This is a genomic window from Patulibacter sp. (genome assembly GCF_030655195.1).
Taxonomy (GTDB): Bacteria; Actinomycetota; Thermoleophilia; order Solirubrobacterales; family Solirubrobacteraceae; genus Patulibacter.
In genome coordinates this window covers 19203-35400 of the sequence record NZ_JAURWA010000137.1, presented here as the reverse complement: position 1 = coordinate 35400, position 16198 = coordinate 19203, and the positions used below count along the sequence as shown (strand labels likewise).

Annotated in this window: 13 protein-coding genes; 7 read left to right on the top strand and 6 right to left on the bottom strand. The window is 74.1% G+C overall.

Annotation, left to right across the window (positions count from 1 at the left end):
- Nucleotides 1-103: 103 nt before the first annotated feature.
- On the bottom strand, nucleotides 104-667 hold the full coding sequence (locus Q7T67_RS15755) for a hypothetical protein (protein WP_304791692.1): 564 nt from the start codon (nucleotides 665-667) through the stop codon (nucleotides 104-106).
- Nucleotides 664-1395, bottom strand: coding sequence for a metallophosphoesterase (locus Q7T67_RS15750; protein WP_304791688.1), 732 nt, complete (start codon nucleotides 1393-1395; stop codon nucleotides 664-666). The genes Q7T67_RS15755 and Q7T67_RS15750 overlap by 4 nt, the downstream gene beginning before the upstream one ends.
- Before the next feature lie 80 nt (nucleotides 1396-1475).
- On the opposite strand from Q7T67_RS15750, the gene Q7T67_RS15745 reads away from it, so the two are divergent.
- Together Q7T67_RS15745 and Q7T67_RS15740 are read left to right on the top strand one after the other, a co-directional pair.
- Nucleotides 1476-2957 (top strand): ATP-binding protein, encoded by a 1482-nt coding sequence (locus Q7T67_RS15745; protein ID WP_304791686.1) that lies wholly within the window; start codon nucleotides 1476-1478, stop codon nucleotides 2955-2957.
- Nucleotides 2954-3670 (top strand): response regulator transcription factor, encoded by a 717-nt coding sequence (locus tag Q7T67_RS15740; RefSeq protein ID WP_304791683.1) that lies wholly within the window; start codon nucleotides 2954-2956, stop codon nucleotides 3668-3670. Before Q7T67_RS15745 ends, Q7T67_RS15740 begins: the two co-directional genes overlap by 4 nt.
- Before the next feature lie 2 nt (nucleotides 3671-3672).
- Here the strand turns inward: Q7T67_RS15740 and Q7T67_RS15735 are convergent, their stop codons facing one another.
- Together Q7T67_RS15735 and Q7T67_RS15730 are read right to left on the bottom strand one after the other, a co-directional pair.
- Nucleotides 3673-4719 (bottom strand): hemolysin family protein, encoded by a 1047-nt coding sequence (locus Q7T67_RS15735; RefSeq protein ID WP_304791680.1) that lies wholly within the window; start codon nucleotides 4717-4719, stop codon nucleotides 3673-3675.
- Nucleotides 4716-6077, bottom strand: a complete 1362-nt coding sequence (locus tag Q7T67_RS15730) for a hemolysin family protein (RefSeq protein ID WP_304791677.1) — start codon at nucleotides 6075-6077, stop codon at nucleotides 4716-4718. Before Q7T67_RS15730 ends, Q7T67_RS15735 begins: the two co-directional genes overlap by 4 nt.
- A gap of 312 nt (nucleotides 6078-6389) precedes the next feature.
- On the opposite strand from Q7T67_RS15730, the gene Q7T67_RS15725 reads away from it, so the two are divergent.
- Nucleotides 6390-7169 (top strand): HAD-IIA family hydrolase, encoded by a 780-nt coding sequence (locus Q7T67_RS15725; RefSeq protein WP_304791674.1) that lies wholly within the window; start codon nucleotides 6390-6392, stop codon nucleotides 7167-7169.
- Between the two features lie 13 nt (nucleotides 7170-7182).
- Here the strand turns inward: Q7T67_RS15725 and Q7T67_RS15720 are convergent, their stop codons facing one another.
- Nucleotides 7183-8664 carry an MFS transporter gene (locus Q7T67_RS15720; protein ID WP_304791670.1) on the bottom strand — a complete coding sequence of 494 codons (1482 nt, stop codon included), beginning with the start codon at nucleotides 8662-8664 and terminating at the stop codon, nucleotides 7183-7185.
- A gap of 121 nt (nucleotides 8665-8785) precedes the next feature.
- Complete coding sequence (locus Q7T67_RS15715) at nucleotides 8786-9664, bottom strand: aldose 1-epimerase (RefSeq protein WP_304791667.1); 879 nt, start codon at nucleotides 9662-9664, stop codon at nucleotides 8786-8788.
- A gap of 360 nt (nucleotides 9665-10024) precedes the next feature.
- Between Q7T67_RS15715 and kdpA the strand changes: the two genes are divergently transcribed.
- From kdpA to Q7T67_RS15695, 4 genes are all read left to right on the top strand, one after another.
- Complete coding sequence (gene kdpA / locus Q7T67_RS15710) at nucleotides 10025-11887, top strand: potassium-transporting ATPase subunit KdpA (protein WP_304791664.1); 1863 nt, start codon at nucleotides 10025-10027, stop codon at nucleotides 11885-11887.
- Nucleotides 11888-11977: 90 nt separating this feature from the next.
- On the top strand, nucleotides 11978-12712 hold the full coding sequence (locus Q7T67_RS15705) for a potassium-transporting ATPase subunit C (RefSeq protein WP_304791661.1): 735 nt from the start codon (nucleotides 11978-11980) through the stop codon (nucleotides 12710-12712).
- On the top strand, nucleotides 12709-14808 hold the full coding sequence (gene kdpB / locus Q7T67_RS15700; protein WP_304791658.1) for a potassium-transporting ATPase subunit KdpB: 2100 nt from the start codon (nucleotides 12709-12711) through the stop codon (nucleotides 14806-14808). Before Q7T67_RS15705 ends, kdpB begins: the two co-directional genes overlap by 4 nt.
- Before the next feature lie 3 nt (nucleotides 14809-14811).
- On the top strand, nucleotides 14812-16179 hold the full coding sequence (locus Q7T67_RS15695; RefSeq protein ID WP_370695409.1) for a histidine kinase: 1368 nt from the start codon (nucleotides 14812-14814) through the stop codon (nucleotides 16177-16179).
- Nucleotides 16180-16198 lie beyond the last annotated feature (19 nt).

Here is a 16198-nt window from a genome sequence, read left to right as displayed (position 1 = left end):
GGTCGGGACGTCCCGACCGACCCCGGTCGGGCCCCGCGCCCGCACCCGCCCCGAGGGACGCCGGCCGGCCCCGGGGCCCGCACCCGCCGCGCCGGCGCGGCCCTCAGGCCAGGGTGGGCACGTCCGGCCAGCCGGTGGGCATCGGGAAGACCTGGTCCCCGACCCCGAGGACGATCGGCTCGCCGGCGTCGGGCGACTGCGCGGTGATCGAGAAGGCCACGCCGGGCCGGGTCGTGTCCCACGCCAGCTGCAGGACGCTGCCGGCCGGCAGCTGGGCCGCGGTCTCCGCGACCCCGATCGCCCGGTGCTCCACGCCGCCCAGCGGCGCCGCGACGTCGCCGGTCTCGGGATCGGCGTCGAAGACCGGCAGGTCCTTGAACGGGAAGAGCGTCGGCAGCACGACGTCGAGCGGGCCGGAGTGGGCGAGGTGCACGACCTCGTCCCCGCGGGCCACCTCGATCGGGGCCAGGCGCGCGACGTCGACCACGGCGGGCTCCTCGGCCCCGGTGGCCGGGACCACCGCGGTCGCCCGGACGGCGGAGGCCACGTGCAGCAGCTCGCGCAGCAGCGCCACGACCGGGTCCAGGGGGCCGACGGACGCGACGAGCGCGATGCGGTCGTCGACGGGCTCCCCGTCCCCGGCGGCGGGCTGGTCGGGCGCGCTCACGAGGGGTTCTCGATCCGTGCGGTGATGGAGGACGGCCGGCCGGTGCGGTAGGTCTCGGCGACGGCCCGGGCCCACGCGGCGTCGCCCCAGCGGGCGGCCTGCTCGGCGACGGCGCGCTCGGCGTCGTACTCCACCCGTCGCAGCTCGACCGCCCCGTCGTCGTCGAGCAGGCCGTAGGCCGCGCGCGGGTCGCCGTCGAACGGCAGGCCGACGCTGCCGGGGTTGACGACGGTGGTGGTGCCGCCGTCGGTGCGGACGACCTCGCGGCGCAGCTGCACGTGCGTGTGGCCGACGACGAGCAGGTCGGGGGTGCGCTGCTCCAGCAGGCCGGCGTCGTCGTCGGAGGGCTCGGCCCCGAAGCCGTCGACGTCGGAGCGGGGCGAGGCGTGCCACGCCTCGCCGCCGGGGACGCGCTGCCACGGGCTCGTGGCGTAGAGCTCGGCGACCGTCGCGGGGCCCAGGGCCTCGCGGGCCGCGACGACGCCCCCGCGGGCGAGCGGGACGTCCGGGACGTCGGCGGTCTCGACGGCCCAGCGCTCGTGGTTGCCGCGGATCCACCGGGCGTCCTGAAGCCCCCGCAGCCGTCGCAGCGCGTCGACGGGCCAGGGGCCGAAGGCGCTGACGTCACCGCCGACGAGCCACGCCGTGGCACCGGCCGCCTCGGCGTCGTCGATCACGGCCTCGAGCGCGGCGAGGTTGCCGTGCACGTCGTAGAGGAGGGCGAGCACCGGGCCACCGTACCGGGGCGCCGGGTACGGCACCAGCGGGGCGCGGGCTTCCGGCGGGCGCGCGCCGTAGCCTGCGCGACGTGCCGCCCGTCCCCGTCGAACCGCCGAGCGGTCCCTCCGTCTTCCGGGCCCACGCGGGCGGTCCCGGCCGGGGGCACCTGGCCGCGGCAGGGGTCGCGGTCGCCGGTGCCGCGGTGGCGAGCCTGGCGATCGCGGCGCTCGACGGCGAGGCGCCGGTCGTCTCGCTCGGCGTCCTCTACGTGCTGCCGGTGCTGTTCGTCGCCACCCGCCACGGCGCGGTGGCCGCGAGCGGTGCGGCGGTGCTGTCGGTGCTGGCCTTCAACTGGTTCTTCCTGCCGCCGACGGGTCGGCTGGCGCTCGCCGACTCCCGGCACTGGGCCGTCGTGGTCGTGCTGCTGGTCGTGGCGGTCGCGGCCGCGCGGATCGCCGAGCGGGGCCGGCGCGACGCGGCCCGGGCGGACGCGGCCCGGCGCGAGGCCGACCTCGTCGCGACGCTGACCCGGGCCGTGCTCCTGGCCAGCCCGGTGCGGGCCGCGCTCGACGCCGCCGCCGCGCGGCTGGCCGAGCACCTCGGGGTCCCCGTCGGGCTGCGCCCGTGGTTCCCGGGGGACGAGCCCCCGGGCGACCGCGGCCTGCTGCTCGAGGGACCGGCGGGCCCCGTCGGTGCGCTCTCGTGGGACGCGCCGTTGCCGCCCGCCACCGAGGCGGAGCTGCGCGAGCGGACGGCTCCGGCGCTGGCCGCCGCCGTCGCCGCCGCGGTCGAGCGGGAGCGGCTGGCCGAGGAGGCCGTCCAGGCCGCCGGGCTCCGACGGGCCAACGAGGTCGCGACCACGCTGCTGCGGACGGTCGGGCACGACCTGCGCACCCCGCTGACCCAGATCTCGGTGGCCGCCGCGGCGCTGCGCTCCTCGTCCGTCTCGTCCGCCGAGCGCGACGAGCTCGCCGCCGGGATCGTCGAGGGCAGCGACCGCCTGGCCGGACTGATCTCGAAGCTCCTGGACCTCTCGCGCGTCCAGGCCGGCGCCGCCGCGCCACGGCCCGACGACGTGCCGCTCGACGACGTCGTCCGGGACGCGCTGGACGAGATGGCCCGCACGCACCCCGAGGCCGGGGCGGTCCGGTTGGAGACCGAGGACCCGCCGCCCCGGGCGCGCGTGGATCCCACGCAGATCGCGCGGATCGTCGCCAACCTCGTCGAGAACGCCCTGGTGCACGGGCGCGACCCCCGGACGGGACGCGCCGACGTCCTGGTGCGGGTCGCGAGCCGGCGCGGGCACGCGGTGGTCCGGGTCGTCGACGGCGGTCCCGGCCTCGGGCCGGCCGACCGCGACGAGCTCTTCCTGCCGTTCCGTCGCGGCGACGAGGCCGCCGGTCCCGGCAGCGGCCTGGGTCTGGCCATCGCCCGCGGCCTGGCCGAGGCCAACGGCGGCGCGCTGCGCGCCGAGAGCTACCCCGGGCAGGGCACCGCGTTCGTGCTCGAGCTGCCGCCGGCGACCGACGACGCCGCGCCGGCGCGCGGGCGGAGCGGGGGCCCGGCGTGAGCGCGGGTGGACGCACAGTGCTGGTCGTCGACGACGAGCGGCAGATCGTGCGGGCCCTGCGGGTGCTGCTGCGCGACGCGGGCTTCGAAGCGTTGCCCGCGGGGGGCGTGCAGGAGGCCCTCGACCTCGCCGCGCTGCACGCGCCGGAGGCGGCGATCGTGGACCTGATGCTGCCCGACGGCAGCGGGGTCGAGATCTGCCGGGGCCTGCGCGAGTGGACGCAGATCCCGATCCTCGTGCTCTCGGCGGTCGACGAGGAGGCCGAGAAGGTCCGGGCGCTCGAGGCCGGGGCCGACGACTACGTGACCAAGCCGTTCGGGCCCGACGAGCTGCTCGCCCGGCTGCGGGCGGCGCTGCGCCGGGCCGCCCCGGCGGTCGACGAGGCGGTCCTCCGGGTCGGCGACCTGGAGATCGATCTCGCCGACCACCGGGTGCTGCGCGCGGGGGAGGAGCTGCGCCTGACGCCGATCGAGTTCGCGCTGCTGCGTACCCTGGTCCGTCACCGCGGGCGGCTGCTGACGCACGGCGCGCTGCTGCTCGAGGTCTGGGGCGCGGCCTACGCCGACGACACCGCGACCCTGCGCACGCACATCGCCAACCTGCGCCGCAAGCTCGAGGCCCCGATCCCGGGCGAGGAGGGCGAACCCGCCGGCGCCCGCGGGGCGCGGCTGATCCGCACCGAGACGGGCGTGGGCTACCGCCTCGTCGGCTGACCTCAGCCGACGGCCCGGCGGCTCTCGTCGCGGACCTCGCCGACGAGCTCCTCGAGCACGTCCTCCAGCGCGACGACGCCCAGGGCGCGATCCTCCGCGTCCACGACGCGGGCGAGGTGCGCACGGGAGCGCTGCATCGTCTGCAGCACCGTCCGCAGGCGGTCGCCCACCCCGACGGTCGGGAGCGTCCGCCGGTCCCGCGCGGGGACGACCTCGTCGCGGGCCCGGTCGTCCTCGGCCAGCAGGTCCTTGAGGTGCAGGTAGCCCGAGAGCGACCCGTCGCCCAGCACGACCGGGAAGCGCGAGTAGCCCGTCTCGCCGGCCAGGCGCTCGACCTCGGCACGCGTCGTGCGGATCGAGACCGTCACGAGCTCGTCCATCGGCAGCAGCACGGCCTGCGCGGTGCGGTCCTCGAACTGCAGCGCGTCGAGCAGCAGGCGGCCCTCGCCGTGCTCCAGGAGGCCCTCGCGGTGGCTCTCCTCGACGAGGTCGGCGACCTCGTCGCGGGTGAACGCGCTCGTGACCTCGTCCTTCGGCGTGACGCCGACGCTGCGCAGCGTGATGTTCGCGACGCGGTTCAGTGCGGCGATGAACGGCCGCAGGATGCGGACGATCAGGACGAGCGGCGGGCCCAGGACGAGCGCCGCGCGGTCGGGGCCGGCCAGCGCGATGTTCTTCGGGACCATCTCGCCCACGACGACGTGCAGGAAGACCACGAGGGTCAGGGCGATGGCGAACGAGATGGGGTACTGCAGCGACTCCGAGACCCCGAGGTCCGCGAAGACCGGCTCGAGGATGTGCGCGATCGCGGGCTCGCCGATGTAGCCCAGGCCGAGCGAGCAGATCGTGATGCCCAGCTGCGCGCCGGCCATCATCAGGGAGACGTTCTCCATCGCCCCGAGCGTGATCTTGGCGACGCGGGAGCCCGCGTCGGCCCGCGGCTCGATCTCGGTCCGGCGGGCGGAGATCAGGGCGAACTCCGCCCCGACGAAGAAGGCGTTGAAGCCGAGCAGCGCGACCGCGATGAGGACGCCGACGAGGTCGCTCATCGGTCGTCCTCCTCGTCGTCGTCGCCGGGACGCTCGACGTGCTCGACGACCACCCGCAGCTCGTCGACCCGCAGGCCGTCCATGGTGTTGACGGTGAAGAGCACGCGGTGGTGCGGGTCGTCCTCGTCGGGCACGCCGAGGTCGACGACGTCGCCGACGTCCGGGATGCGCTCGAGGTGCAGGGCGACGAGGCCGCCGAGCGTCTCGTAGTCCTCGTCCTCCGGGACGGGCACGCCGATGATCTCCTCGGCCTCGTCCGGGCGCAGGAGCGCGGGCAGGAGCCACGAGCCGTCGGCCTGACGGCGCGCGACGGAGCTGCGGTCGTCGTGCTCGTCGAGCACCTCGCCGACGATCTCCTCGATCAGGTCCTCCAGCGTCACGATGCCGTCGACGCCGCCGAACTCGTCGACGACGACGGCCATCTGCAGGCCGCCCTGGCGCAGCACGGTCATGAGGGGGTCGAGCTCCAGCGACGAGGGGACGACGACCGGAGGGACCATGACGTCGCCGACGAGGACCTCGCCGCGGCGGTCGAAGTCGACGGCGACGGCGTGGCGGATGTGGACGATGCCGGCGATCTCCTCGGAGTCCTCGACCTCGACGGGGAAGCGGGAGTGCCCGGTCTCGCGGGCGAGGTCGAGGACGGCGGCGACGGACTCGTCCGCGTCGATGGCCTTCATGCGCGTGCGGGGCGTCATCACGTCGTCCGCGCGTCGCTCGCCGAACGCGAGCGAGCGCTGCAGCAACGTGGCCGTGTTGGTCTCGAGCGTGCCCTGCTCGGCGGAGCGCTGCACGAGCGAGGAGAGCTCCTGGGCCGAGCGGGCGGAGGCCAGCTCCTCCTGCGGCTCGATCCCCATGCGGCGGAGGATCCAGTTGGCGGAGCCGTTCAGCACGCGCAGGGGCCAGGCCATCCCGTGCGTGAAGCCGCGCTGGAAGCCGGCGACGGCGCGGGCGGTGGCGATCGGGCTGGAGATCGCGAGGTTCTTCGGGACCAGCTCGCCGAAGACCATCGTCACCGAGGTGGCGAGGACCAGCGCGATGATCACCGACACGCCCTTCGACGCGGTGTCGCTGAGCCCGAGGGACTCGAGCGGACCGTCGACCAGCCGGGCGATCGCGGGTTCGGCGAGGAAGCCGATCGCGAGGTTCGTGACGGTGATCCCCAGCTGCGCGCCGGAGAGCTGCGACGACAGGGTGCGCAGCGCGTTCGAGACGCTCGTGGCCCGCCGGTCGCCGTCGGCGGCGAGCTTGTCGACCGCGTTGCGGTCGACGGTGATGAGGCTGAACTCGGCCGCGACGAAGCCGCCGCAGGCGGCGACCAGTGCGAGCGCCACGAGGATCAGGAGGACCTCGGTCATCGGACCGGGACCCCGTCGTGGTGGAGGGTCTCTCGGAGGAGGACGCGCGCTACGGCGCGCCCGGCACCTCGAGGAGGATCGTCGTCGGCGTGCGGGGCGGCACGCTCAGGACTGGAGGACTCGTCGTCCACGGGGGGTGTCATTCACGACCATGGTACGGACGTGGGCGCGGAATGCCACCACGACCCCGCGGCCGGTGCCGGGCGGGTGGGGTCCGGCCCGACGGGCGTACGACGTGCGTGACCGGCCTCCGGCGCGCGGACCGTCCACGCGCCCCGGCGCGGCGGTCGGGCGCCGCTACGCTGGCCGTCGATGGCGACGCGCGAGATCACCTCCTGGCTCATGGACATGGACGGCGTGCTCGTCCACGAGGAGCGGATGGTGCCCGGTGCCGACCGCTTCCTGGAGCGCCTGCAGGAGCTCGGTCGGCCGTTCCTCGTGCTGACGAACAACTCGATCTACACGCAGCGCGACCTCTCCGCCCGCCTGCAGGCCAGCGGCCTGCAGATCCCCGAGACCGCGATCTGGACCTCGGCGCTGGCCACCGCGCACTTCCTGGCCGACCAGCGCCCCGGCGGCTCGGCGTTCGTGATCGGCGAGGCGGGCCTGACCACCGCGATGCACGACGCGGGCTACACGCTGACCGAGCGCGACCCCGACTACGTGGTGCTGGGGGAGACCCGCACCTACAGCTTCGAGCGGATCACGCAGGCGATCCGGCTGATCGACGCGGGCGCCCGGTTCATCGCGACCAACCCCGACAACATCGGGCCGTCGCCGCAGGGCTCGCTGCCGGCGACGGGCTCCGTCGCCGCGCTGATCAGCCGCGCGACGGGGGTCGAGCCGTACTTCGTCGGCAAGCCCAACCCGCTCATGATGCGCTCGGCGCTCAACCGCATCGACGCGCACTCCGAGACGACCGCGATGATCGGCGACCGGATGGACACCGACGTCGTGTCGGGCCTGGAGGCGGGGCTCGAGACGGTCCTCGTCCTCACGGGCGTCGCCACGCGCGAGACGGCGGGGCGCTTCCCCTACGTCCCCACGCGGATCGTCGACTCGGTGGCGGACCTGGTCGACCGGGTCGTCTGAGCCCCGGGCGGGCTCAGGCGGGGCTCTCGACCGCCCGGGCGACGGGCTCCGCGGGCGGCCCCTGCGGGGTCAGCCGTCGCGGCAGGACGAACGTGGCGATCAGGAAGCCGACGGCGAAGAGCACCGTCGCGAAGGTGAACGCCGAGGTGTAGCCGTGCACCGCGGCGTCGGAGGCCAGGGACGCGGTGGCCGCGTGGGTCTCCCGGTAGGACTGCGACGCCTGGGTGAAGATCGTCGACAGCACGGCCGTGCCGACCGCGCCGCCGACCTGCTGCGACGTGTTGACCATCGCGGAGGCCACGCCGGCGTCGGAGCGGTCCACGCCGAGGGTCGCCGTCGCGAAGGACGGCGCGAAGACGCACGGCATGCCGATCCCCAGCAGGATCAGGCCCGGCAGGACGTTCGCGGCGTAGGTCGAGGACGGCTCGAGCTGCGTGAAGAACAGCAGCATCGACAGGAAGCCCAGCGTCATGCCCGTCATCACGATCGGGCGGACGCCCACCCGCGGCAGGATCTTCGTCTGGATCGTCGGGGCCATGATGAAGATGGCCGCCGTCATCGGCAGGAACGCGACGCCGGTCTTCAGGGGCGAGTAGCCGAGGTTCTCCTGCAGGAAGTACGTGAGGAAGAGGAAGACGGCGAACATGCCCGACGCCGCGACCACGATCGACAGGTACGCGCCGCCGCGGGCGCGGTGCAGGACGATGTGGAGCGGCAGCAGCGGGTTGGGCACGCGCCGCTGGGTGGTGACGAAGGCGGCGAGCAGGAGGACCGCCGCGATCAGCGAGACGATCGTCGTGGTGGCGCTCCACGAGTTGCGCTCCGCCTCGGAGAAGCCGAAGACGAGCGCGAAGAGGCCGGTGCACGCCAGCCCGGTGCCGACCCAGTCGATGCGCGGCCGGTGCGGGTTGCGCTCGGCCGAGAGCAGCCGCAGCGCCACGATGGCGGCCGGGACGGCGATCACGAGGTTGACGTAGAGGCACCAGCGCCAGGAGAGCGCGTCGGTCAGGACGCCGCCGAGCAGCAGCCCGACGGACGCGCCGGCGGTGGCGACGGCGGCGAAGATGCCGAACGCCTTCGGGCGGTCGGGCGAGTCGGCGAAGGTGACCGTCAGGAGGCCGAGCGCCGCGGGGGCGAGCAGCGCGCCGAAGACGCCCTGGAGCACCCGGGCGAAGACGAGGACCCCGAAGGACGGGGCGAGCCCGCCGATGAACGAGGCGACGGAGAAGCCGATCAGGCCGCCGATGAAGGTCCACTTGCGGCCGAACAGGTCGCCGAGCCGACCGCCGATCAGCAGCAGGCTGCCGAACGCCAGGGCGTAGGCGGTCACGACCCACTGGCGGTTCTCGGTCGAGAAGCCCAGGTCCCCCTGGGCGGAGGGCAGGGCGATGTTCACGATGGTCGCGTCGAGGACGACCATCAGCTGCGCGACGGCGATCAGGCCGAGGACGGCCCAGCGGTTGGGTTCGGAGGTGCTTGCAGGGGCGGAGGCCATAGGTCGAGAACCTACAACCGGAACGGTCGATCCGCTTAGGCACGGGGGTTTCGGCCCGGCCACGCGTCGGGCGGCCGTCCGGGACGGTGTCCACAGGCGGGTGTGGACGGCGTCCCCGCCGCTAGCGGCGATCCGCCACGACCTCGACCACGAAGGTCGAGGAGGTCGTCGCACCGGGGGCCACGAACTCGAGCCCGTCGCCGGTCACGAGCGCGTTGGTCGGCGCCGTCATCGGCTCCCACGCCACGAACGACTCGCCCTCGGGGGCCCAGGCGTGGCCGACCGGGAACTCGGGCGACCCGAAGCGGACCGTCAGGCGCCGGCCGCCGCCCCGCAGGACGAAGGCGCCGTCGATCACGGGGTACTCCGCGTCGAGCGTGCGGTCGCCGAGCGGCCCGTCGGTCCAGTGCGGCGGGTGCACGCGCCCCGTCGGGATGCCGCGGTCGTCGAGCGTGCTCTCCCGCACCACCGGCAGCGTCACGTCGAGGTGCTCCCGCGCGACGCCCGGGAGCGTGAACAGCGGGTGCCAGCCGAAGCACCGCGGGACGGCGACGTCGCCGGTGGCGGTCAGCGAGGTCGTGACCTCCATCGTGTCGGGCGACAGGCGCACCGACACGCGCAGCGCGTGCGGGAACGGGAAGACGGCGAGGACCGGCTCGTCGGCCTCGAACGACGCGACGAGCCAGTCGCCGGACTCGTGCTCGACGACCCACTCGCGGCCGGCCATCGCCCCGTCCTTGGGCAGCCCGTTCCCGTCGAGCTTCACGCGTTCGGGGTCGAGGACCACCTGGCCGTGCGAGCTGGGGTAGGTCAGCCCGGAGAGCCGGTTGGCCCACGGCGCCAGCAGCGGGATCCCGAACGCGGAGCCCTTCGCGCGGTAGGCGTCGAGGCCGCCGCGCTGGCCGAGCAGCTCCTCGCCCTCGTGCGTCAGGGACGAGCCGACCATGCCGACGTCGGGGCGCCAGACGGCGGTGAGGGGTCCCGCGCGCAGCTCGGTCATGCGGACAGGATGACGGCGTGGGGGCCGCCGCGCGAACGACGGTCGTGGATCGCCCCCGACGGCTGCAGGAGGGGCGGCCGCCGTGGTCCTCCCGCGGCTGCGTGACGGGGCTCCGCCGGGCCTTCACACCTTCTTGATGCTCGGGCCCCGACCCCCCACACGGGGTTGACGGGGGCGGGCGCACCCTGGAGACATGGATCTCCTCGCCGTCGGCATCGCGGTCGTCTTCTTCGCCGCGATGCTGCTCCTCATCGAAGGGCTGGACCACGCATGAGCGGTTCAGCCGTCCTCGGCCTGCTCGCCGCGTTCCTCGTCGGGGCGTACCTCCTGTACGCCCTGCTGCGTGGGGAGGAGCTCTAGATGGCCTGGGTGCAGCTCGCGCTGCTCCTCGCGGTCGTCGTGGCCATCACGCCGCTCCTCGGCGGGTACATGGCGAAGGTCTTCGCCGGTGAGCGGGTCTTCCTGAGCCCCGTCGCCGGACCGCTGGAGCGCCTGCTCCTGCGCCTGGTGCGGGTCCGCCGCGAGGTGAAGCAGATCGGGCCCCACCCCGTGCGTCCCGGGTCTGATCCGGGAACAGCTTCGGCAGGGCACGGGGCACCCGTGTACGGCCCGGTCGGCCAGGACTGGAAGTCCTACGCCCGGAGCGTCCTGCTCTTCTCGTTCGCCTCGTGGCTCGTCCTCTACCTGCTGCTCCGGCTGCAGGGGTCGCTCCCGTCCGCGGGATCCGGCGACGTCGGAGCCTCCGCGGCGCCGTGGGACGTCACCTTCAGCACCACCTCGTCGTTCGTCACGAACACGAACTGGCAGTACTACGCCGGCGAGACGACGCTGACGAACGTCTCGCAGATGGCGGGCCTGGCGGTCCAGAACTTCGTCTCCGCCGCCGTCGGCATCGTCGTCCTGATCGCCGTGGTGCGGGGCATCGCGGCGCGGAACACCGACCCGGCCGATCGACGCAGCGGCAGCCTCGGCAACTTCTGGGTCGATCTGGTCCGCGCGGTCGTCTACGTCCTGCTGCCGATCTCGATCCTCGCGGCGCTCGTCCTCGTCACGCAGGGTGCGCTGCAGACCCTCGGCGGCCCGACCGACCTGACCACCCTCGCCGGCGGGACGCAGACGCTGGTCCGCGGCCCGGTCGCCTCGCAGGAGGCGATCAAGCTCCTGGGCACCAACGGCGGCGGCTTCTTCAACGTCAACTCCGCGATGCCGTTCGAGAACCCGACGGCGTTCTCGAACCTCTTCTCGATGGTGCTCGTGCTGGCGATCCCGGCCTCGCTGACCTCGACCTACGGCCGCATGGTCGGCAGCCGCAGGCAGGGCTGGGCGGTCTTCGGGGCGATGGCCCTGATGTTCGTCGCCCTGGCCGTGGTCGTCACCGTCGCCGAGCAGCACGGCTCCCCGGCGCAGCACGCCGCGGGCCTCATCACCTCGTCCTCGGACGGCTCCGCCGGCGGGAACCTCGTCGGCAAGGAGCAGCGCTTCGGGACCGCGGGATCCGGCCTCTTCAACACCGTCACCACGGTCACCTCCACCGGCGCGGTCAACAGCTCGATGGAGTCCTACACCGGGCTGGGCAGCCTCGTCCCGATGGTCGGCATGGGGACCTCCGAGGTGATCTTCGGCGGGGTCGGCTCCGGCCTCTACGGGATGCTGCTGTTCATCATCCTCGCCGTCTTCATCGGCGGGCTGATGGTCGGCCGCACGCCGGAGCTGCACGGCAAGAAGATCGAGGCGCGCGAGATCAAGCTCGCGATGCTCGGCGCGCTGTACATGCCGCTGGCGGTGCTGACGACCACCGCCCTGGGCGTGGGCACCGACCACGGGAAGGTCTCCAACTACAACGGTGGGCCCCAGGGGTTCTCCGAGACCTTCTACGCCTACCTCTCGCAGGGCAACAACAACGGCTCGGCGTTCGCCGGCTACACCGGCTACGTCCAGCCGGACGGCACCAACGACGGGGCGTTCGGGATCACCTTCGCCGACCTGCTCGGCGGGCTCTCGATGCTGTTCGTCCGGTTCTTCCCGATGCTGATCGTCCTGGCGATCGCGGGGTCGCTCGTGAAGAAGAAGGCCGCACCCGCCGGGCCGGGGACGCTGCGCACCGACAGCCCGACCTTCGTGGTCCTGCTGATCGGCGTGATCGTCCTCGTCGGCGCCCTGACGTTCTTCCCGGCCTTCCTGCTCGGCCCCGTCGTGCAGTCCCTGACCGGCGGGCTCTACTGATGCCCGGCCCGCGCATCCCCGGGGCCCTCGCGCCCCCGTCGGCCGCCACGCCGACCCCTCCGTCCGCCGTCTCCGAAAGGGCCTGAGCGCATGCGCAAGGACGCCATCACCTCCCTCCTCGCCGTCGTGGTCCTCACGGTCCTCCTCGGCGTGCTCTACCCCCTGCTCGTCACCGGCGTCAGCCAGGTGGCGATGCCGGACCGCGCCGACGGCTCCGTCGTCGAGCGCGACGGCAGGGCCGTCGGGTCCTCGCTGATCGGCCAGGACTTCCGGCGCGCCGCCGTCGGCGCCGACGGGAAGCCGAGGCTCGACGCCGACGGCGAGCCGGTCCTCGTCGCCGAGCCGCGGTACTTCCAGTCGCGACCGTCCGTCACGGGCTACGCCCCGGACGCGACGGCCTTCTCGAACCTCGGCCCCAACGGCAAGGACACGAAGGAGGCCATCGACGCGAACGTCGCCGCCTACCTCGCGCTCGAGAAGCCCTACGACCCCGACCTGACGGTCGGCCGGATCCCCGTCGACGCGGTGACGGACTCCGCCTCCGGCGTCGACCCGCAGATCTCCCGCGCCAACGCCCGCATCCAGGCCAGGCGCGTCGCGAAGGTGCGCGGCCTCCCGCTGGACCGGGTCCTCACCGCGATCGACGACCACACCGCCGGACGCGGGCTGGGCGTCCTCGGCGAGCCGGGCGTGAACGTCCTGGAGCTGAACCTCGCCCTGGACGGCATGCGCGGCGCGACCGCGTCCGTCCCGCGGTCGGCGGCCGGCACCACGCGCCCCGCGACGACCTCCTCCTCCAACACCACCACCGAAGGCACCCGATGACCGAGCGTCAGGACCGCTCTCTGCTGGACCCCAGCATCCTCCGACCCGCCCTGGTCCAGAGCCTCGTCAAGCTCGACCCGCGGGTGCAGGTCCGGAACCCGGTGATGTTCGTCGTCGAGCTCGGCGCGGTCGTCACGACGGCGATCTGGATCGCGCAGGCCACCGGCATCTCGTCCACTGATGCGGTCCCGCCCGACCCGGGCTCCCAGCCCGCGTGGTTCGCGTTCGTCGTCGCGCTCTGGCTCTGGCTGACGGTCGTCTTCGCCAACGTCGCCGAGGCGCTCGCCGAGGGCCGCGGCAAGGCGCAGGCCGACGCGCTGCGCGCCATGCGCACCGAGACGAGCGCCCGCATGGAGGACGGCTCGGAGAAGGCGGCCGGCGACCTGCGCCCCGGCGACGTGGTGGTCGTCGACGCCGGCGACGTCATCCCCGGCGACGGCACCGTCGTCGAGGGCATCGCCTCCGTCGACGAGTCCGCGATCACCGGCGAGTCCGCGCCGGTCATCCGCGAGGCCGGCGGCGACCGCAGCGCCGTCACCGGCGGCACCCGCGTCCTCTCCGACCGCATCCTCGTCGAGATCACGCAGGAGCCGGGCGGCTCGTTCCTGGACCGGATGATCTCGCTGGTCGAGGGCGCCGCCCGCCGCAAGACCCCGAACGAGGTCGCGCTGGGCATCCTCCTCGCCGGGCTGTCGATCGTCTTCCTGATCGTGGTCGTCACGCTCCGGCCGTTCGTCACCTTCTCCGGCTCGACGGTGTCGGCGACCACGTTGATCGCCCTCCTCGTGGCGCTGATCCCGACGACGATCGGCGCGCTGCTCTCCGCGATCGGCATCGCGGGCATGGACCGCCTCGTCCGGCGCAACGTCCTGGCCCTGTCGGGTCGCGCGGTCGAGGCCTCCGGCGACGTCGACGTGCTGCTGCTCGACAAGACGGGCACGATCACGCTCGGCAACCGGCAGGCGACGGAGTTCCTGCCGATGCCCGGCGTCGGGATCGAGGAGCTCGCGGCCGCCGCCCGGTTCTCGTCGCTGTCGGACGAGACGCCCGAGGGTCGCTCGATCGTCGCGCTCGCCGAGGAGCACCACGGTCTCGCCGAGGCCGCGTATCCGGCGGGGCACATGGAGTTCGTGCCGTTCACCGCACAGACCCGCATGAGCGGGGTCGACGTCGAGGCGCTCGACGGCACGATCCGCTCGCTGCGCAAGGGCGCCGGCGACTCGCTCGTCAGCTGGGTGCGGGAGGCCGGCGGGGCGATCCCCGACGACCTGCAGGCCACGCTCGACCACGTCGCGGGCGAGGGCGGCACGCCGCTGGCCGTCGCCGAGGACGGCCGCGTCCTGGGCGTCGTCTACCTGAAGGACATCGTCAAGCCGGGGATGAAGGAGCGCTTCGACCGCCTGCGCGCGATGGGCATCCGCACGATCATGGTCACCGGTGACAACCGCCTGACCGCCGCGAAGATCGGCGCGGAGGCCGGCGTCGACGACGTCCTGGCCGAGGCGACCCCGGAGCGCAAGCTCGCGCTGATCCGGGAGCAGCAGGCCGGTGGGCGACTCGTCGCGATGACCGGCGACGGCACGAACGACGCTCCGGCGCTCGCGCAGGCCGACGTCGGCGTCGCGATGAACACGGGCACCCAGGCCGCCCGCGAGGCCGGGAACATGGTCGACCTCGACTCGAACCCGACGAAGCTCATCGAGATCGTCGAGGTCGGCAAGCAGCTCCTCATCACCCGCGGCGCGCTGACGACGTTCTCGATCGCCAACGACATCGCGAAGTACTTCGCGATCCTCCCGGCCATCTTCGCCGGCGTCTGGCTCGTGAACCCCGGGGATTCGGAGGGCCCGCTCTCCAAGCTCAACATCATGGACCTCGGGACCCCGGAGTCGGCGATCATCTCGGCGATCGTCTTCAACGCGGTCGTCATCCCGCTCCTGGTGCCGATCGCCCTGCGCGGCGTGCAGTACCGGCCGGTCGGTGCGAACGCGCTGCTGCGGCGCAACATGCTCGTCTACGGGCTCGGTGGCATCGTCGCCCCGTTCGTCGGCATCAAGCTCATCGACCTCGTCGTCCACGGGCTGCTGGGGGCGTAGCTCGTGGGACCCCCGGGCGACGGCGGCGCGGTGCAGGGCGACGGCGGGCCTCGAGCGGCCCGTCCCGACCCCGGCGCCCGCGCGTCCGGGGCCGATCCCGGGAGGTCGCCGGACCGGGGACGCCACACCGTCCTCCTGGGGATGGCGCCCGGGGTCGGCAAGACCTACCGGGCGCTGCAGGACCTGCGTCGTGCCCGGGACGCCGGCCGGGACGCGGTCGTCGCGGTCGTCGAGGCCCACGGCCGGGCCGAGACGGCGCTGCAGGTCGAGGGCCTCGAGGTCCTGCCGCGCCGGACGCTCGAGCGCCGCGGGATCGTCCAGCACGAGCTCGACCTGCCCGGCCTCTTGGCGCGGGGCCGGGACGCCCGGGCCCGTGCGGGGGCGGGCGAGGACCCGGGCGGCGGTCGCCTGCTGGCCCTGATCGACGAGCTCGCGCACACCAACGCGCAGGGCACGGAGCACGAGAAGCGCTGGCAGGACGTCGACGCGGCGCTCGCGGCCGGGATCGACGTCCTCTCGACCGTCAACGTCCAGCACCTCGAGTCGCTGAACGACCAGGTCATGGAGCTCACCGGGGTCCGCGTCCGCGAGACCGTCCCGGACCGCGTGCTCGTCGACGCGGAGGACGTCGTGGTCATCGACCTGCCGCCCGAGGCCCTCCTGCAGCGGCTGCGCGACGGGCAGATCTACCCCGTCGAGCGGGTCCCGGCGGCGCTGAACAACTTCTTCCGGGTCGAGCGCCTGACCGCCCTGCGCGAGACCGCGCTGCTGCAGGTCGCCGAGGAGGTCGGCGCCCGGCGGCTCTCCGCGAGGCCGCCGCGCGTCCGGGACGACGTCGGCGGACCGGTCGGGACCCGCGGCGAGCACGCCGACGGTCCGCGCCTGGGGGACGACGTCGTCGACGCGGTCCGCGAGCGGATCCTCGTCCTCGTCTCCGCCAACGGCAGCGGGCAGCGCGTCCTCCGGCGCGCCTGGCGCTCCGCGCGGCGGCTGCGCGCCCACGTCGACGTCCTCCACGTCCAGCGCCCCGGCCGTTCGCCGTCCGCGGCCGAGAAGGACCGGCTGCGCGGCCTCCGCAGCCTCTGCGGGCTGCTCGGCGTCGAGCTGCTGGTCGTCGAGGACGACGAGGTGGCCGTCGCCGCCGCCCGCGTCGCCCGCGACCGGGGCTGCACGTACGTCTTCGTCGGCGTTCCCAGACCGCCGGCCGGTCTGCGACGCGTGGCCGCGTGGCTGCCACCGGCCCTCACCGGCGCCCGGGCCCCGCTGCCCGAGCTGCTCTGGCGGCGTCTTCCCGGCGTCGACGTCCGCGTCGTCTCCGACCGCCGCGACCGCCCGGAGCGCCTCGCCCCCCAGGACCGGGGCGACCGATGACCCCCGACCCCCACGACCT

Bases quoted from the DNA above. Each gene is read 5' to 3' on its own strand.
- Q7T67_RS15715 (WP_304791667.1), bottom strand. From the start codon at position 9,664: ATGACCGAGCTGCGCGCGGGACCCCTCACCGCCGTCTGGCGCCCCGAC.
- kdpB (WP_304791658.1), top strand. From the start codon at position 12,709: ATGACCGAGCGTCAGGACCGCTCTCTGCTGGACCCCAGCATCCTCCGA.
- Q7T67_RS15720 (WP_304791670.1), bottom strand. From the start codon at position 8,664: ATGGCCTCCGCCCCTGCAAGCACCTCCGAACCCAACCGCTGGGCCGTC.
- Q7T67_RS15735 (WP_304791680.1), bottom strand. From the start codon at position 4,719: ATGAGCGACCTCGTCGGCGTCCTCATCGCGGTCGCGCTGCTCGGCTTC.
- Q7T67_RS15705 (WP_304791661.1), top strand. From the start codon at position 11,978: ATGCGCAAGGACGCCATCACCTCCCTCCTCGCCGTCGTGGTCCTCACG.
- kdpA (WP_304791664.1), top strand. From the start codon at position 10,025: ATGGCCTGGGTGCAGCTCGCGCTGCTCCTCGCGGTCGTCGTGGCCATC.
- Q7T67_RS15725 (WP_304791674.1), top strand. From the start codon at position 6,390: ATGGCGACGCGCGAGATCACCTCCTGGCTCATGGACATGGACGGCGTG.
- Q7T67_RS15730 (WP_304791677.1), bottom strand. From the start codon at position 6,077: ATGACCGAGGTCCTCCTGATCCTCGTGGCGCTCGCACTGGTCGCCGCC.